Annotated in this window: 19 protein-coding genes and 1 tRNA gene; 8 read left to right on the forward strand and 12 right to left on the reverse strand. The window is 51.1% G+C overall.

Translation table 11 applies throughout. From position 1 onward, the window contains the following. Positions 1-23 precede the first annotated feature (23 nt). Both SE18_RS17865 and ppgK read right to left on the reverse strand, forming a co-directional pair. Positions 24-2129 (reverse strand): ATP-binding protein, encoded by a 2106-nt coding sequence (locus SE18_RS17865; RefSeq protein ID WP_054535817.1) that lies wholly within the window; start codon positions 2127-2129, stop codon positions 24-26. A 32-nt stretch (positions 2130-2161) separates the two neighbouring features. Beyond that, the gene (ppgK, locus tag SE18_RS17870; RefSeq protein ID WP_054535818.1) at positions 2162-2929 is read right to left on the reverse strand and encodes a polyphosphate--glucose phosphotransferase; all 768 of its coding nucleotides are present in this window, start codon (positions 2927-2929) and stop codon (positions 2162-2164) included. A gap of 652 nt (positions 2930-3581) precedes the next feature. On the opposite strand from ppgK, the gene SE18_RS17875 reads away from it, so the two are divergent. Both SE18_RS17875 and SE18_RS17880 read left to right on the forward strand, forming a co-directional pair. Beyond that, entirely contained in the window at positions 3582-3848 is a 267-nt protein-coding gene (locus tag SE18_RS17875; RefSeq protein ID WP_054535819.1) for a hypothetical protein, read from the forward strand. Between the two features lie 228 nt (positions 3849-4076). After that, the gene (locus tag SE18_RS17880; RefSeq protein ID WP_054535820.1) at positions 4077-5369 is read left to right on the forward strand and encodes an MFS transporter; all 1293 of its coding nucleotides are present in this window, start codon (positions 4077-4079) and stop codon (positions 5367-5369) included. Positions 5370-5433: 64 nt separating this feature from the next. Here SE18_RS17880 and SE18_RS17885 read toward each other — a convergent pair whose 3' ends face one another. From SE18_RS17885 to SE18_RS17920, 8 genes are all read right to left on the reverse strand, one after another. Then, a complete protein-coding gene (locus SE18_RS17885) occupies positions 5434-6204 on the reverse strand; it encodes a class I SAM-dependent methyltransferase (RefSeq protein ID WP_054535821.1) in 771 nt (256 codons plus the stop codon). A gap of 25 nt (positions 6205-6229) precedes the next feature. Further along, positions 6230-6994, reverse strand: coding sequence for an HNH endonuclease (locus SE18_RS17890; protein WP_054535822.1), 765 nt, complete (start codon positions 6992-6994; stop codon positions 6230-6232). A gap of 60 nt (positions 6995-7054) precedes the next feature. After that, entirely contained in the window at positions 7055-8011 is a 957-nt protein-coding gene (locus tag SE18_RS17895) for an aspartate carbamoyltransferase catalytic subunit (RefSeq protein ID WP_054535823.1), read from the reverse strand. Positions 8012-8084: 73 nt separating this feature from the next. After that, complete coding sequence (locus SE18_RS17900; protein WP_083469992.1) at positions 8085-11168, reverse strand: AAA family ATPase; 3084 nt, start codon at positions 11166-11168, stop codon at positions 8085-8087. Then, positions 11168-11704 carry a bifunctional pyr operon transcriptional regulator/uracil phosphoribosyltransferase PyrR gene (gene pyrR, locus SE18_RS17905; RefSeq protein ID WP_054535825.1) on the reverse strand — a complete coding sequence of 179 codons (537 nt, stop codon included), beginning with the start codon at positions 11702-11704 and terminating at the stop codon, positions 11168-11170. Before pyrR ends, SE18_RS17900 begins: the two co-directional genes overlap by 1 nt. Positions 11705-11811: 107 nt before the next feature. Further along, complete coding sequence (locus SE18_RS17910; RefSeq protein ID WP_054535826.1) at positions 11812-12528, reverse strand: dolichyl-phosphate beta-glucosyltransferase; 717 nt, start codon at positions 12526-12528, stop codon at positions 11812-11814. Positions 12529-12892: 364 nt separating this feature from the next. Beyond that, complete coding sequence (gene fahA / locus SE18_RS17915) at positions 12893-14191, reverse strand: fumarylacetoacetase (RefSeq protein WP_054535827.1); 1299 nt, start codon at positions 14189-14191, stop codon at positions 12893-12895. After that, complete coding sequence (locus SE18_RS17920; RefSeq protein WP_054535828.1) at positions 14191-15087, reverse strand: hypothetical protein; 897 nt, start codon at positions 15085-15087, stop codon at positions 14191-14193. Before SE18_RS17920 ends, fahA begins: the two co-directional genes overlap by 1 nt. A 227-nt stretch (positions 15088-15314) precedes the next feature. Between SE18_RS17920 and SE18_RS17925 the strand changes: the two genes are divergently transcribed. From SE18_RS17925 to SE18_RS17945, 5 genes are all read left to right on the forward strand, one after another. Further along, complete coding sequence (locus tag SE18_RS17925) at positions 15315-15872, forward strand: RNA 2'-phosphotransferase (RefSeq protein WP_054535962.1); 558 nt, start codon at positions 15315-15317, stop codon at positions 15870-15872. 129 nt (positions 15873-16001) lie between these two features. Next, positions 16002-16559, forward strand: coding sequence for a CvpA family protein (locus tag SE18_RS17930; protein WP_054535829.1), 558 nt, complete (start codon positions 16002-16004; stop codon positions 16557-16559). Positions 16560-16601: 42 nt separating this feature from the next. Continuing rightward, entirely contained in the window at positions 16602-19025 is a 2424-nt protein-coding gene (locus tag SE18_RS17935) for an endonuclease MutS2 (protein ID WP_083469993.1), read from the forward strand. A 53-nt stretch (positions 19026-19078) separates the two neighbouring features. Further along, complete coding sequence (locus SE18_RS17940) at positions 19079-19459, forward strand: hypothetical protein (RefSeq protein WP_054535831.1); 381 nt, start codon at positions 19079-19081, stop codon at positions 19457-19459. A 91-nt stretch (positions 19460-19550) separates the two neighbouring features. Then, positions 19551-20651 (forward strand): sensor histidine kinase, encoded by a 1101-nt coding sequence (locus tag SE18_RS17945; RefSeq protein ID WP_054535832.1) that lies wholly within the window; start codon positions 19551-19553, stop codon positions 20649-20651. A 33-nt stretch (positions 20652-20684) separates the two neighbouring features. On the opposite strand, the gene SE18_RS17950 is transcribed toward SE18_RS17945, so the two are convergent. Next, on the reverse strand, positions 20685-21365 hold the full coding sequence (locus SE18_RS17950) for a deoxynucleoside kinase (protein ID WP_054535833.1): 681 nt from the start codon (positions 21363-21365) through the stop codon (positions 20685-20687). Positions 21366-21773: 408 nt separating this feature from the next. Here SE18_RS17950 and SE18_RS17955 point away from each other — a divergent pair. Beyond that, positions 21774-21849 (forward strand) — tRNA-Thr (locus tag SE18_RS17955). Positions 21850-21879: 30 nt separating this feature from the next. Here SE18_RS17955 and SE18_RS17960 read toward each other — a convergent pair. Continuing rightward, positions 21880-22815 carry a YitT family protein gene (locus SE18_RS17960; protein WP_201783510.1) on the reverse strand — a complete coding sequence of 312 codons (936 nt, stop codon included), beginning with the start codon at positions 22813-22815 and terminating at the stop codon, positions 21880-21882. Positions 22816-22839: the final 24 nt, after the last annotated feature.

The raw sequence follows: 22839 nt of genomic DNA on the forward strand, positions 1-22839 counted from the left end.
GTTAAACTCATCCACGGCGAAACTCATCCTCGGCGGGCTAGTTCGGTGGCAATAGGCAAGGTTACCCAGAAGGTTGTGCCACGGCCAAGCGTGCTAGTGGCCCAAATGCGCCCGCCATGCAATTCGATCAAGGCTTTGGTGATCGATAAACCAAGGCCTGTGCCGCCAATTTTACGGGTGGTCGAGTTATCAACGCGGAAAAAGCGCGTGAACAGCTTGGGTAAATCATCCTCGGAAATGCCCATGCCTTGGTCGCGCACAGCGATAATGACCGAGCGCTCGTTGGGCAGCGGCGGCGCACCAGGCGGCACTTTGCGCAATTCGCGCACAATCAGCGCCACTTGGCCGCCATTGGGCGAATATTTGATCGCGTTCGAGAGTAGATTGGTCAAAATCTGGCGCACTTTATCTTTATCTGCAAAGATCGGCGGAATACCTTCGGGAATATCGATTAACAAACGATGCTTTTCGGAAATCGTTTCGTTGAGTTGTTTGGTAATTTCGCGAATAATTTGGTGCAGCGAGACGACCCAGCGATTAAGTTTGATTTGGCCTGCATCCAAGCGCGAAAGATTGAGCAAATCATCGACCATTTTTGAGAGTTGATTGGCTTGATCGTACACGGTTTGGATAAACTCTTGGCGCTCAATAGGCTTAAATTCACGGGCAAGCAGCAACTCGGTATAGCCCAAAATTGAGGTTAGCGGGGTGCGCAATTCATGCGATACCACCGAGACAAATTCGTTTTTCATCTTGTCGATTTCGCGTTCGCGGGTCACATCTTCAATTACGACCAAACGGCCAGTAATTTGATGTTGGGCATCTTTGACTGGCGTTGAGCGTAATTTCAAATCTTGCAGTGGCTCGCTCAAGCGCAAAGCCAATTCGAGGGTTTCATCGGGGTGGGCTTGGCATTCTGCAAAGAAATCGGTCAATTCCAATGGGTGTGAAAGTCGCTTTAGCAGCAAGGGCAGAATATCCCATGGCAAATACAGCGCAGTTTCATCGGCTGGTTGCTCAATTTGCCAAAGCTGATACCAAGCAGGATTGGTGCGCAAAATCCGGCCTTCGCTATCGGTCAAGGCCAATCCCAAGGGCAAACTAGCCAAGGTTTGTTGCAATTGCATGCGGGCTTCGAGCAATTCGCTATAGCTGGTAGCGCGTTGTAATGGCCGCGCCGCAACGTCGGCCAACGCTTGAATAAAATACAGATCGCGGGTGGTAAACAGTGGCTCGCGATTGGTCGAAAGCACAAGCACGGCCCAGGCTTCGCCCTCGACGCGCACTGGCACAACAATTTCGGCGCGAACATCGGGGGTTGAAAGCTGCCACTCGCTATCGTGGGCAATATCGGTTAATAATGCTGCTTTGCCTGTGCGGGCTACCCGCCCAACTACGCCAACATTCCATGGCCACGAGGCTCGCTCACTAATGCCTGATGCAGCAGGATACCCCTGCGATGCGACGAGTTGATATTCGCCATGCTCGCGATCGACCAGATTGATGGCGCCAGCGCTGGCCTTCACGCCGTGGATGGCTCGCTGCAAAAGTGTCGTTAACAGGCTAATCACATCGGGCGCAATCTCTAAATCGTGGGTTAATGCTCGCACATCAAGTTGCTGTTCGCTGCTGGTGGGATGAATCGGTCGGCCCCAGTGTGATTCGCCGATTGCGGTAGCGAGCAGGGGCAACAAATTGCTCAATAAGGTGCGTTCGCTGGCGCTAAATGTGCCATTGCGGCGCGCCTCCAACACGCCCCACAAGCGGCCTTCCCACTGCACTGGCAGCCCCAAATAGCATTGCATATCTGCTTGCCATTCGCTGGCAACGATTGAGCTGGTGGTAAATGGGCTGGGTGGCAAAGCTGGCGCAGTATGCTGATCAATCACAACTGGTTGGCGCCGCCGCACCACTTGCAGCATCCGGGTGTTATCCCACACGGCGCTAGTGCGGTGCAACGGCAACACAACTTGTGGGCGGGCATCTGGCTCATTGAATAAGGTTAAGCGTAAATCGAGCTGAGGATAGCTATCAGCCAACATGCCAAAACAATGTTGCAGGCGTTGCTCGAAGGGTGTGGTTGCCAGCAACGTTTGAGCCAAGCTACTAAATAAAGCAAGCGTCGACATAGAATCCTCAAAGCTGTAACGGTATTCAAAAGCTAGTGAGCGTTAGGAATATGATGGCCTTGCTCAAAGAGTTCGCTCGCGGCCAAGGCGGCGCCGATAATGCCAGCGTTGTTTTGCAGCATAGCAGGAACCAATGGCGCCTTGGTTTGCAAAAATTGGCCAAATTTATCGAAGCGTTTGCTCACGCCACCCCCCATAATCAACAAGTCGGGCGAGAATAAGGCTTCGATGCGGGCCAAAACTTCGTTGACTTTCTCGGCCCATTTTGGCCAATCCCAACCTTTTTCTTCGCGCACCCGATCCGAGGCTCGATGTTCAGCGTCTTTGCCGCGAATTTCCAAATGGCCAAGCTCGGTGTTGGGTACCAACAAGCCTTGGACAAACAAGGCGCTGCCAATGCCAGTGCCAAAGGTCAGCATCATCACAACCCCATGTTGATCCTTGCCAGCGCCATATTTCATTTCGGCCAAGCCCGCTGCATCAGCATCGTTGAGCATATGAAATTGGCAGCCAGTTGCTTGCTCGAACAGCTGATCGGCATTGGCGCCAACCCAGGTTTGGTCAACATTAGCAGCACTGAGCGTATACCCATTTTTGACAATTGCAGGAAAGGTACAGCCAATTGGGCCATACCAATTTACTTGTTGAACTAATTGCTGCACCGTTTGGGCTACAGCCTCGGGGGTTGCTGGTTGGGGCGTGCTAATCCGCAAGCGTTCGCTAATCATCGTGCCTTGGGCGACATCAACAATTGCCCCTTTGATGCCTGAGCCACCAATATCAATGCCCAAAATTGCCATTGCCCTACCTCACTACACTACAAGCCATGAATTGCTCTATTGTACTACGCTTGCAAGCCAAAATCAGCCGCGCTGGATTACCAAATGCCAACAATTGGGGGTTGGAGGTTGGGGGTCGGAAGCTTGAGGTCGGGGATCAGGGCTAGAGATGTTAACGCAGAATACCGAAAGATGAATTATGAGGGATGAAGGCAATAGCAGAACATAGAGCAAAGAACATAGAACATAGGGTTTGAGATTAGTGGCCTTGGTTTAGGAGACCATGATCAAACAAATCTGTGGCAAAAACAACCTTCGTGTGCTTCGCGTTCTTCGTGGTTTCAACGTCGTGCCATTCGTGGATGAGATTGTAGCGCAGCGGCGCAGAGTTACGAAAGGATGAAGGATGAAGGATGAGCATTCGTGGAATTCGTGGCTAAGAAGAATCTAATCAAAAATAATCTGGGCAATCTGTGGCTAAAAAAGTCTTCGCGCGCTTCGCGTCCTTCGCGGTTGCAACTTCGTGTTCCTTCGTGTCCTTCGTGGATCATTGAGTACCCCTGAAGGATTAACCAACTTCTCACCAAAACAGGACGATTAGCCAACATTTTTTGCTCAAGCCTTTGTTACAATAGGTAATACGATTATTGTCAAGATTCATGAAGGGTAGCCCATGGCTTCATCAAGCAGTTTTATCATCGTTCTTTTAGTAGTGGCATTGATTGGCTGGTTAGCAACTGTCCAGTGGATTCGTACTCACGAACGTTTCTCCGATCGGATCAAGCGTCTGCTGGTGCTGCCTGCCTGGTTTCCATGGATGGGCGCAGCGCTTGGGGTACCGGTGATGCGTGGCGATATGCCGCTTGGTGATTTCGGCAAGGCTATTGCCAGTTTTGTGGTTGGCTTAGGTGTATTCTGGCTTACCCGCCGCGAAGCCTAAAGCGTTTTCTCACCTCTCTGCACTTCATCTCACCCTCGTATTCAGCACTTTTTTGAGCAGCATGCCACTGCTTGCTTAAACCTATGGCTGCATTATTGCATCCATGGGTTTGAGCATGGCTAGTCCCTGAATAGGAACAATGGGACGATAGTCATTCCTTAGTTGTATGCAAAAATTAGCATATCGTGATATGATTATCCTATTGCTGCTTAGACAGGAATCGTGCAGATGCTTGAAAAACGAACTTTAGCTCAAAGCTTACATCTTCCACGGCAATGGCCGTATATGTTTCGGGCGCTAAACCACCGCAATTTTCGGCTCTTTTGGTTTGGCCAACTGATTTCGCTGATTGGCTCGTGGATGCAATCGCTAGCCTTGCAATGGTTGGTCTACCAAATAACTGGCTCGGCATTTGCCATGGGCACGGTTGCTGCGTTCACCGCCTTGCCAGTTTTGTTGCTCTCGCCCTTCACTGGGGTTTTGGTTGATCGCTATTCCAAGCGCTGGGTGGTGTTTTGGGCTCAAATGGCGGCCATGATTTCATCCTTGACCTTGGCAATGTTGACCTTCAGCGATAGCGTGGTCTATTGGCATGTGTTGGCTTTAGCCTTGGTCAATGGGATGGTTAATGCAGTCGATATGCCAGCTCGTCAAGCCTTCACCTCAGAAATGATTGGCAATCGTGATGATCTGATGAATGCGATTGGCCTAAATGCCTCGATTTTCAATGGCGCACGGGCGATTGGCCCAGCTGTTGCGGCGATGTTGGTGAGCGCTGTGGGCTTGGCTTGGGCCTTTTTGCTCAATGGCTTGAGCTTTATCGCAGTGCTGATTGGCTTAACGATGATGACAGGCTTGATTGCGCCAGCGCCGCGCAAAAGCAATAGCTCATCGGTTAATGATTTTATGGATGGTGCGCGTTACGCCTTGCAAACACCACTCATTCGGATCATTTTAGTGCTTGTGTTGGTGCCAAGTATTTTGGGCTTTGGCTATACCTCGTTGTTGCCAATTTTTGCCGACCAAATCTTGGTTACTCCACTGATTCCTGAAGGCTCGGCCCGTTTGGGCGCGATGATGGTGGCGAATGGGATTGGAGCTTTGTTGGCAGCGCTGCGGGTTGCGCGTACTAATGCCCAAACTGATCGCCGCAAGTTATTGCTGAATGGCGCCTTGGGCTTTGGCGTAGGTATTTGTTTGCTGGCGCTCAATCGCTCGTTTTGGCTGGCCTTGCCAATTATGACCTTCACTGGCTTTTCGATGGTCAGCTTTTTGGCAACCGCCAACACCATTCTGCAAACGACCGCTGTCGATAGCTTGCGCGGGCGAGTGATGGGCTTTTATGTGATGACCTTAGTTGGTTTGGGCTTGGTTGGTAGTTTGCAGGCAGGCTTTGTGGCCGAACATTGGGGCACGCCAATCGCAACTGGGATTGGCGGCTTGGCCTGTGTGATTTCGGCCTTGCTTGGCTTGCGTTCCAAAGCCTTGTTGAGCTTGGTTCCACGCCGCGAACAAGCCTGATTGGGGGTACGCAATGGCGCGTGCGAAAGCGCAGTGATCGTTTAGCGATCACTGCGTTCTTAATTTAACGACAGACAAATAAACCAACTGCTTTTTGAATTGGAAACAGGCCTTGGTTGGCAGCTAATTGCTCGCTGACCAACTCGCGACATAGATCCAATGATTCCTCGCTTAGGCGTTGGGTTGAGCGCACATACTCCACAATTGGCTCGACTTCGGTTACGGCCAAATTATTATCAAAATCGATTCTCTCGACCTGAGCAAATTGGGTTTGTAATAATTCTGCCCCATTTTCGAGGGTAAAACTTAAGCTAAATGGCGTAACATCGGCGCTAGGATCGACCGCTTGAATCAGCTCTTTAATTTCGTGCATATGTTGGTTGCCGTTGGTAGCGGCAAAAAATGTGCCATTTGGCTTGAGTACGCGCCGAATTTCGGCCAAGGCCAAGACTTGGTCGGCAATGTGATAGAGCATATGATTGGCAATTACCACATCAAACGAAGCGTCGGCAAATGGCAAATAATGGGCATCGATTTGGCTGAAATTAAGCTTATCAAGCGCGCTAAGCTGAGCTTTGGCCGTGTGCAACATGCCCAGCGAATGATCGCTAAAGCTAATTTGCAACTGGCCTAAATGGTTGCGCTGCTCGTGCCATAAGCGCCCAGTGCCGCCGCCAAGCTCCAACACTCGCCCTTGCTTGGGCAATTGCATGGTTTCCCACAGCCAATCGACCCAATCTTGTTGGTTGGTGCTGAATCGCTCGTGAATCGCAATGCGGGCTTGAAGATTATTGCTGGTGCCATATTGCTGGGCTAATTGTTGGCGCATAGTCATAATCACGCTCTCCCATTAAACAATCCTAGCCTTGGAAAATATGCTGATTGTGGTAGCGCAAAAAGGCTGGATCAGGCTGAAACCGCGCAGGCAGTTTGATCTGCCGTTGATCGTAGGCCAATAATAGATCGTTTGTAGCCGAATTAGCTGAGGATTTGATGAGGGTTGCGGCGACCTGAATGCGATAGTCAGGAGTAATGGTGATCAAACCGCGATCAAAAGCTCGATCGTGTAATGCATTTAAGCAAAGTCCATTGTGCGGATTAACTCGTTGCTCAGCAGCATGTGCCCAGGGCACAATGTGGCTCGTATTCAGCAAACTAGGAATATTTAAGCCAGTAATGCAACAACGCTGATCATAGGCAGCGAGGACTATTTTACGGAAAAAGTGCTGATTCATGCGCACACGACGAAGTTGCGCACGCTCTAAACCTTCAATAATTGGCAACTCAAATAAACTTGTTGCAGGCGCTATTGTTTCTGGCTGCAAGCTTGCCAACAATTGTTCACTTTCCAAGGCCAAGGCTTCCCAATTATTATAGAACTCATTCCACACCAGCTCATCAGCTTTACTTCCATGGCTTGAACCAGTAATTCCACGTTGTTGTTCTTTGGGATCAAGGCTGGCGAAATTTCCTAGTTTGCGTGCAACTGCTCCTGGAGTACGCCCAATCAGCTGTGCTAGCTCGATAATTTGGGGATTTTTGGCATGCATCTTACCAAAGGGGATTTGGTAATAAAGATTGAGCACAATGATCAACTCATCACGCTGCCAAAGATTTTGGCTCATTGCGGTTATGCCCCCAAAAACAGCAGCCGCAAAGAAGCGTATTTACGGCTGCTTGATAACCTAAACCTGCTCGCTGCCAGTGGCAAGGTAGTAGAATAAGGCCATGCGCATGGCTACGCCGTTAGTAATTTGGGTTTCAATGACTGAGTGTGGGCCGGTCGCTACGTCGGGCATAATTTCAACGCCTTCGTTCATCGGGCCTGGGTGCATCACAATCACGTTGGAGTTGGCGCTGGCGACGCGAGTCGCATTCAAACCAAAGCGGCGGCTATATTCTCGCAACGATGGCAGCAAGCCACCTTCCATGCGTTCGTGCTGCAAACGCAAGGCCATCAGCACATCAGCGCCTTCGGCGGCGTGGTCGAGGCTATGCGAAATTTCGACCTTGGGCCAGGTGCTTTGCCAATATTTGGCTGGGCCAATTAGAGTTGGCGGGCCACAAACCACGACTTTTGCGCCCATTGTGGTGAGTGCCCACAAATTGGAGCGCGCCACGCGGCTATGTAAAATATCGCCAACAATCACGACTTTTTTATCGGCCAGCTCGCCCAGCCTTTCGTGCATGGTGAAGAGGTCGAGCAAGGCTTGGGATGGATGGGCGTGGCGACCATCGCCGCCATTAATCACCGAGCCACGGAAATGCTGGGCCACCAAGTAGGGCGCGCCACTTTGGCCATGGCGCATTACAATATAATCGGCGCCTAGCGCTTGCACCGTGCGCACCGTATCAACCAATGATTCGCCTTTTTTGACGCTGGTATCCTTGGCTCCAAGGCTCAGCACATTGGCCGAAAGCGCTTTGGCTGCTAGCTCAAACGATGAGCGGGTGCGGGTGCTATCTTCCCAAAACATATTGACCACAATTTTGCCGCGCAACGTTGGCACTTGCTTGACTGGGCGCTCCAAGATGTCTTTCATCTGGGTGGCGATGGTCAACAAGCTGCGTAGTTCGTCGGCACTCCAATCATCAAGATCAAGCACATGCCGACGGCGCGGAGTAGTGGTTGGCGAACTCATAGAAATTCTCCATCTATAGCAAGTTGCATATTAAGCAAAAGCGCTTAGGTTGTGGCCTAAGCGCCTTGACGATTTAGCGACGGGCTGGCAATGCTGCTCGCCAGCGTAACGCCGCTTCAATAAAGATATCAAGCTCGCCTGCAAGGGCGGCTTTGGGATTGGTATGCACGGTTTCGGTGCGCGGGTCTTTGATGGTTGAGCGTTTGCCCAAGTGGTAGCTGCGCACCACCGAACCCCAAGCATCGTCGCTTGGCTGAATAAAATCATCGAGCTTTTTCATTGCCAAGCGCGCTAGAAGCAGGCTGTGCAAGAGTTCGCGCACCGCTCGCTCGCTGCCTGCGCAGGCAAAGGCTGCCGTGCCACTATAGCGATGTAACGCTCGGCCAGTTACCCGCAGTTTGCGCAAAAAATAGCCGTCGGCGCGGGTATTATTAACCGTCGTTTCGATTTCGTTGCTCGCTGGGGCAGGCGTATCTTCGGTTGGTACTGGCAAGACCGTTATTTGCACTTGGGTCACGGTTTTGAGCCGTGGCTCGCCGCCAGTTTCGGCAATCCGATGGGTGCCTGCTTCGCTGCGCAATAAGCCAAAGGCCCCAGAGCCGCTAACTTGCAAGGTCACCCGAATCAGATTATCTTCTGCTGGCGTTTCGTCGATGACCTTGGCCTCAAAGCGCTTGCCCAGCGACCATTCCAAGTAGGCGTTGGCCAAGTTGCGTACCCAGCGCAAGCCAGCTTGGTCGCTCTCCAAAACGATATAGGCATCGTGCCAATCTTCTGGGTTGCTGAACAACATTTCTAGCTCAGCAAAGCGCAACTCGCGCTCAAGCCGTTTGGCCATGCGCATCAGTTCTGGGAACAAACGGCGTTCGTTGCGCTCGCGAATTCGTTGCAAAAGTTGATCTGCATCGTCATACAAACGCCGCAGATCGTCGCAACGGCCAACCCGCCGTGCTACATTGCTCAACTCAGCCAGCAAAAACTGCGCTTGATCGTGATCGTCCCAAAAGCTGGGGCTAGACATTTCGTCCATCAGCTCGGTTTGGCGTTCGCGCGCTTCGACCACATTCAACTGAGCGATCAGATGATTCAGTCGCTTGTGCAATTGCTCGATAAATAGCGCCGCTTCTTCGACGGTTTGGGGCAATTGTAGCGCTTGCTCCTCGGGCGAGGGCAACAGCGGCTCTTCATCATCATTCGCCACCCACGAAGCCTTGATTTGCTCGCGAGCTACGTATAAGCGCAACAAGCCATTGGTTTGCTCAGGGCGGGTCAGCAAGGCCGAAGCCAAGGGATAAGTGACCATCTTTTCGATTTGGCGTTTCAGATAGCGTGCGCCATAGCGAATGCTGTAGCCATGTTTAAGCAAAATATCCAGCACAGCATCGTCAAGCTCAACCTGCACATTGCGCCGCACCAAGCCTTCGCGTTCGAATAATTTGCGCATTTCGCGGGCGGCAATTTTGCGCATATCGCTTTGCGACAGTGGCTTGAAGAAAATCACCCCATCAAGCCGATTGATAAACTCTGGCGAGAAAAATTCTTCAGTTTCGCGCAAAACCCGCCGTTCGACTGCTTCGATGCCTTCGCGCGCTGCAAAACCCCAAGTTTCGCCTTGGACAATCGTCGCCCCAAAGTTGCTGGTCATAATGATGATCGTATTGCGCAGATTGATTTCCTCGCCCATTGCATTGACCAAAATACCTTCATCGAACAATTGCAAAAAGCGATTGAAAATCGAGCGATGGGCTTTTTCAAATTCATCAAGCAGCAGCACCGCAAAAGGCAAATTGATCAGTGCCATGGTCAGCTTGCCACGGCGCTCTGCGTCGCTATCGCCCCAGGTACGGCCAAATAATTGGGCAAAATCGTATTCGCCGCTGTAATCGGCCATATTGAAGCGCACAAAGCGTTCTTCGCTGCCAAATAAGGTTGAGGCCAAGGTTTTGGCGAGCTCGGTTTTGCCCACGCCAGTTGGACCAAGAAAGAAGTAAACGCCCATTGGCCGCGCCGGATCATGCAGCCGCGCTTTGAGCAAGGCCAACTTTTGGACCATGGCAATCACTGAGGGATCTTGGCCGAGCACGCGCTCGCTAAATGAACGGCGCAACGCAATTTCATCGAAGCGCTCATTTTCATCGAGCAATAATTTGGTGAGGCCAGTACGATTGCCAAAACATTCAACCACATGGCGCGGCAACACTTCTGGCTCCTGCTGGCGTTCAGCCAAGAGCAGCGAATCTTCGAGCAATTCAATTGCCTTGCCAGGGAAGGCTTGGTTGAGAATAAAGCGGCCAGCAATATCAATCGCGGTGGCTTGGCTGGCTGGCTCGATGGTTGCTCGGTTGCGATGGCGTTCGGCCACGTGTTGCACAATTTCGGCTACTTGCTCTGGCTTAGGAATCGCCAAATTTATCGCGGTAAACAAATCGGCGAACGATTCGCGATCGGCAGCGATGGCCTGCCAACGATCTGGCCGCGCTTCGGCGATAATTTTCAATTTGCCGTTGTGTAAATTTGATTCAAGTGCAGCAGCCAAATCATCATCATCATCATCGCCACGTTTAACCCCAGCCCCAACCGCTGCGTGAATATCGCGAATAAACAGCAACACAGCGCCTTGCTCAGCCAATTTGCCAAACAAGGTCGAGAGATTGGCGCGCCAGCCCTCGCCAAATTGCAAGCCCGCCAATAACGACGCAGGCGTCATCTCATACATTGGCAAATCGCGTAGTTTTTCGGGCATTTCTTGGGGCGTTTTGACCAAGCGCCGCACCAATTCATGCACCAAGGCGGTTTTGCCCGAACGTGCCTTGCCCAAGATAATTGGGTTGACATGATCCATCGAGGTTAATAATTGCTGGACTGCCAGCAAATCTTCTTCGCGCAAAAAGGCCGGACGCAACTCATCGCGTTCGGCGCGGGCGCGCAGATCGATGGTACAGCGGCTTAATAAATTGGCTAGTTCTTCATCTTCGACCATAATTCTCTGCTCATCTAACAATGGTGCAAGTTCATCAAGGGTCGCCAACAATGCAGCGGTTTCTGCGCGGCCATCTAATTGCAATGGTGCCACCGCTGCTCGTTTGCGCCGTGACCCAACGTGCTCCAAAAAGCGTGATGTCCGTCGCCGTCGTCGTGCTTGCCCGCTTCGCCCCATCAGTCCTCCTGCACAATTACAACACTATCTTGGGCTGAATCAATTTCACTGAGTTGCACATCAACCCGCTCATTTTTGGCGGTGGGAATATTTTTGCCCACAAAATCGGCGCGAATTGGCAACTCGCGGTGGCCGCGATCAACCAGCACTGCCAGTTGGATGGCGCTTGGTCGACCCCAATCGCTCAATTCGTTTAATGCGGCGCGGATGGTGCGTCCGGTATAGAGTACATCGTCGACCAAGACTACGACCCGCTTGCCCAATTCGGGCAAAATCGTGCGGCCTAAGATGGGTGCTGGCCCACGCGAATGTAAATCGTCGCGGTAGAGGCCAATATCCAGCTCGCCAACTGGCACTTGCACATGTTCGGTTTCGGCGATCATGGCGGCTAAGCGGCGCGCCAATGGCACACCCCGCCGATGAATCCCGACCAAGGAAACCAAACTTGCTCCAGCATTGCGTTCGACAATTTCATGGGCGATGCGTTTGAGGGCGCGGCGAATTTCCTCGTCATTCATCAACTGTTTGGGTGTCATCGATCTGCTCCTGCCAACCAACACTATCTGATCCGTCGCGTACCATCTATTGTAGCCCCGATTTGGTGCGAACGCTACCGCACAGCGACCTAGGGCGAATGAATGAGTTAGCCGCCCAAGCGCACCCGCACCAAGCCTTTAATATCTTGCCAGGCAGTTTTAACAATTTTGACCGTCGTGCCCAAATCTTCAATCCATTCAACAGGCACTTCAAAAATGCGATAGCCCCGTTTTTCTGCTTTGAGCAATAATTCTGTATCAAAAAACCATTCGTTATCGCGCACTGTTGGGATGAGTTCGTGGGCTGCTTGGCGGGTAATGGCCTTGAAGCCACATTGGGCATCACGAAAACGATGCCAAAAGAGCAGCCGAATTAAGAAATTGTAGGCGCGTGAGATCATTTCGCGCTTCCATTGGCGGGTTACAATCGCTCCGTGCATCAAGCGCGAGCCAGTGCCAAGGCTATAATCGCTGTGAATGAGGGCAGCGAGTAAGGGCGGCAAGGCACGGAGATTGGTCGAAAGATCAACATCCATATAACACAGCACATCTGCATTGCTTTTGAGCCATGCGGTGCGTAAGGCTCGCCCACGGCCCCGTTGCTCCAAGCGTTCAAAATCGACCTCGCCAGGAAAGCGGCTGCGCAAATCGTGGCAAATTTGAGGCGTGCCATCGGTCGAGCCATTATCGGCGACCACAATCTGCCAACGATACGGGCATGAAGCCTGCAAAAAATCACGCAGCGCTAAGACGCTTTGCTCGAGCTGCTGCTCTTCATTCAATACCGGAATCACGATATCAACGGAGTAGTCGGTGTGTGCCATACAACCTCGGAGAAACAACAAACCCCAAGCCGACGATCCGACCTAGGGCATGAGCGAAAATGCGCAAAAATTGCTATTAAGCTACACGCCTTCGCAGCCTCGCCGGACCGCATTTAAAGGACTGCTCGATTATAGTGGGCAGTCTAGGCGGTGTCAATCCTAGAAAGGATGAAGCATAAAGAGCATAGAGCAAAGAACATAGAGCATAGGAATGAGATTAATCGACGAAATGAAGGCTAGAGGTTGAGGGCTATTGGATTGTTTGAAATGCCAACAGATGTTGTGCTAGCCTACAGCTTTAGCACTCTGCGCCTCTGCGTTAAATATCGCCAAGTTTATGTTCTATGCTCTCTGTTCGATGTTCTTAATCTAAAACGACACCACGACACTCGCCAAAGCCAATTTTCAGGCCGTTGGCAGTGCCACACCAGCCACGAATAATCACTTCATCGCCAGCTTGCAAGAAACGCCGTTCCTCGCCGTTGCTCAGTTGAATTGGCTCTTGGCCCCGCCATGTCAATTCCATCAAACAGCCGCGTGAGTCTTTGCTTGGGCCGGAAATGGTGCCACTGCCCAATAAATCGCCAGGCTGGAGATTGCAGCCGTTGCTGGCATGATGGGTCAGCATTTGGCCAAATGTCCAATACATATCGCGAAAATTGCCAAGGCTCAGCACCTCGGCTGCTTGGCCAGCTTCGCGCATGTTGGCGGTTTGTAGGCTCACTTCAAGCACTACATCAAGGCCGCCAGCGCTGCGATTGGCTGGGCTATCCAAATAGGCTAGCGGGGCGGGATCGTCTGCTGGGCGTTCGAAGGCTGGGCAGCGATAAGGCGCAAGCGCTTCGAGGGTCACGACCCATGGTGAGATGCTGCTGATGAAATTTTTGGCCAAAAACGGCCCCAGCGGTTGATATTCCCACGCTTGGATATCGCGTGCCGACCAATCGTTGAGTAAGCAGACCCCAAAAACATGATCTTCAGCCTGCTCAATGCTAATTGGTTGACCAAGTTGATTGCCTTGGCCGACCCAAAAACCCAACTCTAGCTCATAATCGAGCAAACGACATGGCCCAAAGCTGGGCGCTGCTGCATCGGGAGCTTTGGTTTGGCCGTGTGGCCGTTTGACCTGCGTGCCACTCACCCGAATTGACGAGGCCCGGCCATGGTAGCCAATCGGCACATATTTATAATTGGGTAACAGCGGATTGTCGGGGCGGAACATTGAGCCAATGTTGGTGGCATGAAAAATCGAGGCATAGAAATCGGTGTAATCGCCAATTGCTGCTGGCAAGGCCATTTCGGCCTCGTCCTGGGCCAGCAACAACGGCTCCAACGCTGCTTGCAAGCCTGAGCCTTGACGCAACATGCGGCTCAATTGCACGCGAATGCTATGCCAAATCACAGGCGTTAAGCTCATTAATTGATTCAGATTACTGGCCCGACAGGCAGCTAACGTCGCGTGATCTAAATCGCTAAAATGCTCGGCTACTTGGCTCAAATCGAGAATGTCGCTGCCGATTGCCACGCCAATGCGCCATTGCTCGTTGCTAGCTTGACGGCGAAACACGCCAAACGGCAAATTTTGAATCGGAAAATCGGCTCCAGCGAGATTGGCGCTAGCTACCCAACTGCGCAATTCTGGATCATGGGTTTCATTCAACATTAATTGCTTGCTCCATAGGCCAAGGCTGGCTGCTCGCTAAAACTGGCAAATTCGTTAATTGGCTCCTCGAATGAGCATGAACCAAAGGCGATTAGCCCACTCTGGCGCACCGCTTGAACATCATCAGCTTCAAATTGCCAATTGCGCCAATTGAGGGTTTGTTGGCTAAACCTGATTGCGCTTGGATCATGCTCGATCAAGGCTGCAAGCACATCGTGATGGGCGGCCTCGGTTTGGAGCAAGGCGCTAGCTAACAAAAGATTAAGATAGCCATACATCCAGCCCTGATCGCTATCCGTTGCATAGGTCAGACGGTATTCGCCGCGCAACGGGTGATGCAAGCCAGCAGTTGCTTTGTATGCCACGCCATTGCTAATGCAGGCATGCAAAAAGCGCAGTATGTGTTCTGGCTCAGGAAAGGCAGCGGCGGTAATTCCCCCAGTGCGTAATTTGGCACGTAGCCCAGTGCTGCGCAGGGCGGCGATTAAGCTGCTTGGGTCGGGATCGTGGGGAATTTCAACGAAGACCGTTACCTCAGCGGGCAGCGCTGCATGAATTGCTGCAATTTGTTCGAGGCGGTCGGCCTTAATTTCAGCGCTATCAATCACCAACCAACCTGGGTAGTGCTGGTTAAGGGTCGGAATTTCAGCAAGTTGGGCTGGATCGTTGACTAAGAGGCTGATCGGCCAAGGCTGGCTTGGTTTGGTGCCAAGGCTGGCCTGCCATTCTGCAAGCCGACTATAGGGCAAAATAAAACGCGCTAGATAGCCGTGTTGGTTGCTAGAACGATAGCTGGCATAGTTGCTGGTGGCTTGATCCATGCTTAAAGCAGCTGGGGGGAAAAGCCCAGCATAATCGATTAAGCCCGTCAGCAGTGGTTCCCAAATCGGTGACATAGCCAAAATCCTCCACGTCATTGTGGGACATACGATACACGCTCATACTGCAAGTGTACGTGAATTGAGGAATAGGGGCAAATAGACTGATTGATTTGCATCGCAAAACCGAGGCGCGGTCTAAATCCAGAGACTGATGTCAAAAGCCTAAAGTTATGGTCAAATAAAGCTAGCCCTATAATTCAAGGAGCCAAATCAGCGTGTGGGGCAAAGGAGCCAAACCAGCCATGGATGAACGTCGATTTGTTCGGGTAAGTAAATATCTGAGTAAACATCTACGCCATCAGCCAGAGCGGTTGGGCTTGAGCCTTGAACACGGTGGTTGGGTTGCGGTCGATGCCTTATTAGCGGCCTGTGAAGCCAATAATTTTGCGATCACCAAAGCCGAGCTTGAGCAGGTTGTGGCTCACAACAACAAACAACGGTTTGGCTTCGACCAAACCGGCCAAAAAATTCGCGCCCATCAAGGCCATACGGTGACGGTCGATCTCGGGCTTGAGCCCCAACAACCGCCAGCCATGCTCTATCACGGCACGGCCAAGCACAATTTAGCGACGATTTTGCAAACGGGGCTACGGCCTATGCAACGTCAGCATGTGCATCTTTCACTCGATCGGGCAACTGCTTTGAAGGTTGGTGCACGCCATGGTCAAGCAGTTCTATTAATCGTTAAGGCCGAAGAACTCTTCAATGCTGGGCAAGCATTTTTTTGCAGCGACAATGGCGTTTGGCTTACCACTGCCATTGATCCAGCCTATCTGGAGCTAGCGAGTGAGGCTCGTTAGGCGTTTCTGAAGCGGTAGATCGGGCTATGCTATAATACGCCCATCGCGCTTTGGCCACCCATGATCCAGCAACATCAAAGGATTTTTCCCGATGTTTTGGTTCTGCGTGGGTAGATAAGGGACTTGCTCATGCCATTTGTAGACATTCTCTTGCTGCTATTCGTTGTGATTGGGCTCTTCTACGGGTTTTTTAAAGGCATGTTAAAGGTGGGGATTGCAATTATCGTCTTTTATCTGACGGTTGTGCTTTCATCACTCTATTATCGGCCACTGGCTTCGTTTTTAGGCAAAAATTCGTCAACACCATTCCCAGTTCTGGAAATGTTATCGTTTTTGACGTTGTTGTTTGTCTTGTTTTTTATTCTGCTTGCCGTTGCAAGTTATACCTTTCGATATCTTAATGTTGGGGGTAAAGCCCAATTTATCGATAAGGTGATTGGTTCATTCCTTGGGTTAATTCTTGGGGCAATGATCGCCAGTATTTTTGCAATGATGTTGCGGTATTTATTTACAACAAATGCAGCAGCAGTGCTCGATTTTCCAGCAATGAAGTTTTTGCAATCTAGCACCAGGGCTTCAGTTTTAAAAGATGTATTTTTAAATATTATCTTGCCGCTGATTTATGCCCCAGTTAGCCCAATTATGCCAGAAAGTGCTGATGCATTATTTCGGAGTGTTCAACGCTAATCGGGCGGTGCTTGCTGCACTTGCAATAGAAGAAGTTTCGTGATGATATCAGAAGTTGTACTCCAAACCCTTGAATTTGATAAAGTTCGTGATCAGCTTGCACGTCATGCTGCGTTTAGTGCAAGCCGTGAGTTGGTTGCGCAACTCCATCCATCAACCGATGGGCAGTGGATTCTCCAGGCGCAAATTCGAACGAGTGCCGCCCGTGCTTTAATTGAATCGTTTGCCGATGTCTCAATTGGCGGTGCTCGCGATGTTCGCCCTGCGGTAGAACATGCTCGTCGTGGTGGGATTCTTGAGGCGAGTCGGGTGCAAGAGATTGCCTCCACCTTGGCGGCAATGCGCCGCTTGCGTGGCCAAGTTCTGCGCAATCATCCTGATTTTGTGCCGTTGCATCCCTTGGCTGAGCAACTGCCCAATTTAGCCACACTTGAGCACGAAATTGAACGCACGATTGGCCCCGATGGCGAAGTTTTAGATAGCGCTTCTGCTGAATTAGGCCGTTTGCGCAGCGCTATTCGGGTGGCATTTAATCGTTTACAAGAACGCTTGCAGGCCATTATTAACTCATCGCAATATGCAGATGTGTTGCAAGAGCCAATTATTACCGTCCGTGATGGCCGCTATGTTGTGCCAGTCAAGGCGCCGCAACGGCGTGCTCTGCGCGGGATTGTTCACGATCAATCATCATCTGGCGCAACCTTGTATATCGAGCCATTGGCCACGGTTGAATTAAACAACCAGTGGCGCGAGCTGCAATTAGCCGAACGCGAAGAAATTCAGCGCATTTTGGCGGCGCTTTCGGGCAAAATTGCCAGCGAAGGCATGCCGATTATTCTTGGGGTCGAGGCAACTGCTGAATTGGATTTAGCCTTTGCTAAAGCCAAATATAGCATTAGCCTGCGTGCTAGCCAGCCATTAATCAATGCGCCTGCCCCAGCCGATGATTTACACCCAGAATCAACGGTTTCGTTGTTAAAAGCCCGCCATCCGTTGCTCAACCAAGATCTGGTTGTGCCAACCGATGTTTGGTTGGGCGGCCCCACCCAAATGATCATTATCACCGGCCCGAATACTGGTGGTAAAACTGTTGCGCTCAAAACCGTCGGTTTGATGGCGTTAATGGCTCAAGCTGGCTTGCACATTCCAGCTCATCAAGGCTCGCGCTTACCCATTTTTGGCAAAATATTTGCCGATATCGGCGATGAACAAAGCATCGAGCAAAGCCTCTCTACCTTCTCCTCCCACATGACTAACATCATTCAAATCTTGGATCGGGTAACTCCTGATTCATTGGTGTTGTTTGATGAATTGGGTGCAGGAACAGATCCGGTTGAAGGCGCAGCGTTGGCGCGGGCAATCATCGAACGCTTGTTGAATGTTGGTTGTTTGGCGATGGCAACCAGCCACTATGCTGAACTCAAGGCCTTCGCCTATAGTACTGATGGGGTTGAAAATGCCTCGGTTGAGTTTGATGTTGAAACCTTATCGCCCACCTATCGGCTTTCAATTGGCTTGCCAGGCCGCTCGAATGCCTTGGCAATTGCTGAACGCTTGGGGCTTAAACGCGATCTGATCGAACGCGCTCGGGCAACGATTAGCCGCGATAATGTGCAAGTTGAAGATTTGCTGGCCGCGATTCATCGCGAACGCTCAACTGCTGAAAGCGAAGCCGCCCGCGCTTTGGAATTGCGCGAAGATGCAGAGTTAGTCCGCGATCGCTTGAGCCGCGAATTATATGAGTTTGAACAGGATCGCGAACAGCAATTAGCCAGTTATCAACGCCAACTTGACGAAGAATTGCGCGAAGTGCGCGCCGAATTACGCCGTTTACGTGATGAATTTCGCTCAGTTTCGGTTAGCCGCCAATGGATGGAACAGGCTGAACAACGCCTTAATAGGGTTACTGAACGGGTTCCCCAACCTCCTATCCCACCCAAAGCCACAACTCCGGTTGTTCCCAAAGTTGCAATTGCCCCTGCGCCGCGCACCATCCAAGTTGGCGATCAAGTCTTTGTGAGCAGCGTTAAGCTTTCGGGCGTGGTCTTGGATTTGGATGAAGAGGCCAGCGAAGCCGAAGTCCAATTGGGCGGTTTTCGGTTGCGGGTTGATTTACGCGAGTTACGATTAGAAAAAGCTGGCACTGCCCCAACCCAAGCGGTGCAAAAATATATGCCTGCTCAGCGCATGATCAATACTCCACCACCGCCACCAAATGTTTCGATGCAGCTTGATATGCGTGGTTGGCGCGCCTCAGATGTGGAAAATCAGCTCGATCACTATCTCAACGATGCCTATTTGGCCAATCTTTCGGAAGTGCGTTTGGTGCATGGCAAGGGAACTGGGGCCTTACGCCAAGTCGTGCGAACGCTGCTCAAACGTCATCCTTTGGTCGAATCGTACAATAGCGGTAGCCAAGGCGAAGGCGGCGATGGCGTAACGATTGCCAAAATGTCCACTCGCTAAACCCCAACAGGGTTGAGTTTGCTCAGCCCTGTTGCTATTTTAGGAAACATGCTATGTATGTTGTGCCCTTCGACCGAGATAGCTATCAAAGTATCAACCAACACCTGTTGTGGCTTAGTTTGCTCAATGCTGGCTGGAGCGTTTGGGAAAACTATCAGCGTTTGCTGCTGAACGATTGGCTTTGGATTGGAGGGCTATTGGCTGGCTATACAATTCTGATTGGCTGGCTGCGCACCCAAAGTTTTTATCGCCGCCGCTTGGTCATCGATGGATTGTTGATTGTGCTGAGCATTGTCATGGGCATTATGGGAACGCTGCTTTTTATCAGGTTAAGCTCAATTGGCTTGCCATGGCCGTGGTTACGCCAAATTAGCGGGATCGTTGGATTACTGCTTTGGCAACAATGGCGCATGATTTCGCCTGAAGCAGGTTAATTTTGCTGCCAAAGAAGCACTTTTTTTGGTATGATCTCTGCAAGCTAGCGATTGTGGTTTTCAGCCAAATCTAGTGTGGGGCCAAGACGGCATGATGTATTCGGCAACGTGGTTACGGCAGCGCCATCGGCGGGTGATGCGTGGATTACGAACATACTTTGGCGTGCAATTAGTGCTTTCGGTTGGTGGTGCATTGTTGCTCTATTGGCTTGGCGAGCGGCCTGTTTCGCCCTTAATCATCGTTAGCGGGATTTTGATTGGGCTTTTGCTTTTGCCCCAAGCTCGGCGTTGGTTGCGCTGGCTATATATCCCCACTTTGTTGCTTACCGATTTGGTGCATGTGACGGCCTTGTTGTGGCTGACTCCCGCCGAGGCCTTGCAACGCGGCAGTTTATGGGCTTTGGCCTATATTCCGCTCTTGGTTGCTGCTGGGCGTTGGTGGAGCTATAGTGGCGGCGCAATGGCCCTAATTGCAATGTTGATTGCCGATGCTGCTGTGCTCTTTGGCCGTTTGGCGTGGCGCGATGCCTTGCCAGTCTTTATTTTTCAAGCAGTGACCGCAGCACTTGGCACGTGGGCGGCAGCGCATAACGAATGGCGCACGCGCCGTGATTTGTTGCATAGCGAAGCCTTTAATCTGAGTGAATCGCGGGTTAAAGAGCTAACCAAAAGCTACCAACAAACGATTCAGCAATTGCACAACCTACGTGAAGCCCCCGATTCGACGGCAATCGAACACCTGCGCCAACAATTGCACCGCAGTTTGCGCTCGGTTGGTGGCTTGCCATTGGCCCAACGCACCTTGCCTGAGGCCTTGGCCGCCGAATTGCGCACCTTCAAAACCGAAGGCAATTTGAATATTAACTTCACATGCGATGGCCACTTGCCTGTGCTCTCGCCAACTGCGACGGCCTACGTTTGGCGCGCCGCCCAAGAATTGCTGAGCAATGTACGCGAACATGCCCATGCCCAGCATCTAAATGTTGAATTATATGGCGATGAGGCGGTTGTGGTTTTGCAGGTTCGTGATGATGGCGTTGGCTTTGATCCTGAGCAATTGCGCAACGATCAGCATTATTCAAGTTTGGCGGCGCTGGCAACCCAAGCCGAAATGTATCATGGCAGCTTCGAGTTGCAATCGGTTCCGCATCAGGGCACAACGATTACCTTGCGGGTTGAAGGGCAGCATTAAGCCCAAGCTGATGTGCAGCTTGGGCTGTTTGGCTTATTCTTTGTCGCCTTCGATTGGCAAACGATATTGGAAATTGCTGCGGCGGCCAACTGCTTGACCAATAATCTCGATCACTTGCTGGCGATGATCATCGCGATTGACCACGTCCAAGTCGTCGGTTTCAATCGTCAGCACTGGACATAATTCAAAACGCCGCAACCATTCATCGTAGCGATTGTTCAAATGGTTCAAATAATCGGCGCTAATATTCATCTCGCTTGGCCGCGCGCGTTTTTTGATCCGCTCCAACAGCGTTGGCACCGAGCCGCGCAAATAGACCATCAAGGTTGGCGGCGTGGTCGATTGGATGAGCGCTTGGTAGAGCTTGCGATAGCTGCGAAAATCGCGATGGCTCATAATGCCCTGTTCCAACAAACCCTTGGCAAACACCTCGTAATCTTCGTAGATCGAGCGATCCTGAATTAGTGAGATCGGCGTATCGGCGATTTCGCGTTGTTGCTCGAAGCGTTGGGCCAAAAACCACATTTGCGAATGAAAGCCCCAGCGATGTTTATCTGCATAAAAATCATCAAGATAGGGATGATCGGCCACAAATTCGTAGTAGGGCTGCCAGCCAAACGCCCCGGCCAATGTCTCGACGAGGGTACTTTTGCCCACTCCAATATTGCCAGCCACGCTCAAATATAAATGCTGGCCGAAAAATGTATGTCCCATTGTGCTTCAATCCTTGTTCACATGCGAATTGTTGTTCTGCAACTAGTCCATTATAAAGTCAAAAAAGGGATGAAGGATGAATTATGAAGGATGAGTGAAATCAAAAGGCAAAAATCAGAAAAGAACAGAGAGCAAAGAGCATAGAACATAAGGATAGAGGACGAGCTTTGGGCTAGGAGGAAAATAATCTAATACATCTGTGCCAATCTATGGCTAACCCAAAGGATGAGGGATGAAAATTGACTATTCGTGCAATTCGTGCAATTCGTGGCTAAAAAATAATCTTCGCGATCTTCGCGTGCTTCGCGGTTCCCATCCTTCGTGCGCTTCGTGGCCTTCGTGGATCAAAACCCTCGGACGCTATTTGACAAGGCTGATGGGCACTGCTATAATTTTCAGCGCACATCAGCCGATGTAGCTCAGTTGGCAGAGCAACTGTTTCGTAAATAGTAGGTCACGAGTTCAAGTCTCGTCATCGGCTCCATGCAATCACTCGCTTCGGCGGGTGATTTTTTTATTCGGCCTTGGCGGGCCTGAAACCCTCGCCCAACACCTCAACGGCCTCGGTCATCACCACAAATGCCCGCGGATCGATGTTGTAAATCAGCTTTTTGAGAATTGTAATTTCTGCTTGGCTGATAACGCACATCAACACCGCTCGTTCTTGGCCACTATAGCCGCCCCGTCCTTCGAGCATGGTCACGCCACGATCAAGATCGTGTAACACTGCATCGCGAATCGCCTCTGGTTTATTTGAAACAATCAAGGCTGAACGGCCATCGCTAAAGCCTTCCAACACAATATCGATCACACGGGTTTCGATAAAAGCCAGCAATAAGGCATACAGCACTGGCGTTGCGCCGTAAATCCAGCCTGCTGCGCCAAAAACCACGACGCTGGCAATCAACATCGATTGACCTGGGCGAATGCCGCGCCATTGTTGCAACAAGCGCGCGACAATATCGACCCCACCAGTTGTGCCACCAACTCGCAACACCAAGCCTGTGCCAATGCCGCTTAGCAACGCACCATAGGCAATGTAAAGTAACGGTTCGCGCTGCACAAACTGACCAACTCGATTGGCTGTCACATCAATAAAGACCGAAAGCATAACCGTCGCGAAGATGGTGCGCAAACCAAACACAAAGCCGCCCAAACGTTTTAAGCCAACCAGAAACAGCGGAATGTTGAGTGCCAACGAGGTTATGCCAATTGGCAGGCCAAACAAGGTTTTGAGCATGGCCGCGATCCCAGTGACCCCGCCAAAAATCACATTGTTTGGTTCGAGAAATATATTCAAGGCGAGCGCGATACACAATGTACCAATCGTCATCACCAAATAATCACGCAGAATGCCGGGCATTTGTTCGCGGCGAATAGCTAAACGGTGCATAAACCCCTCAAGATGCTGATAGCCAACCAAAAAGACCACCTCAACCAGGTGGCGCATCAATGGCTCGCTATCAGGGTAGCT

It is taken from the genome of Herpetosiphon geysericola, assembly GCF_001306135.1.
GTDB classification, from domain to species: domain Bacteria; phylum Chloroflexota; class Chloroflexia; order Chloroflexales; family Herpetosiphonaceae; genus Herpetosiphon; species Herpetosiphon geysericola.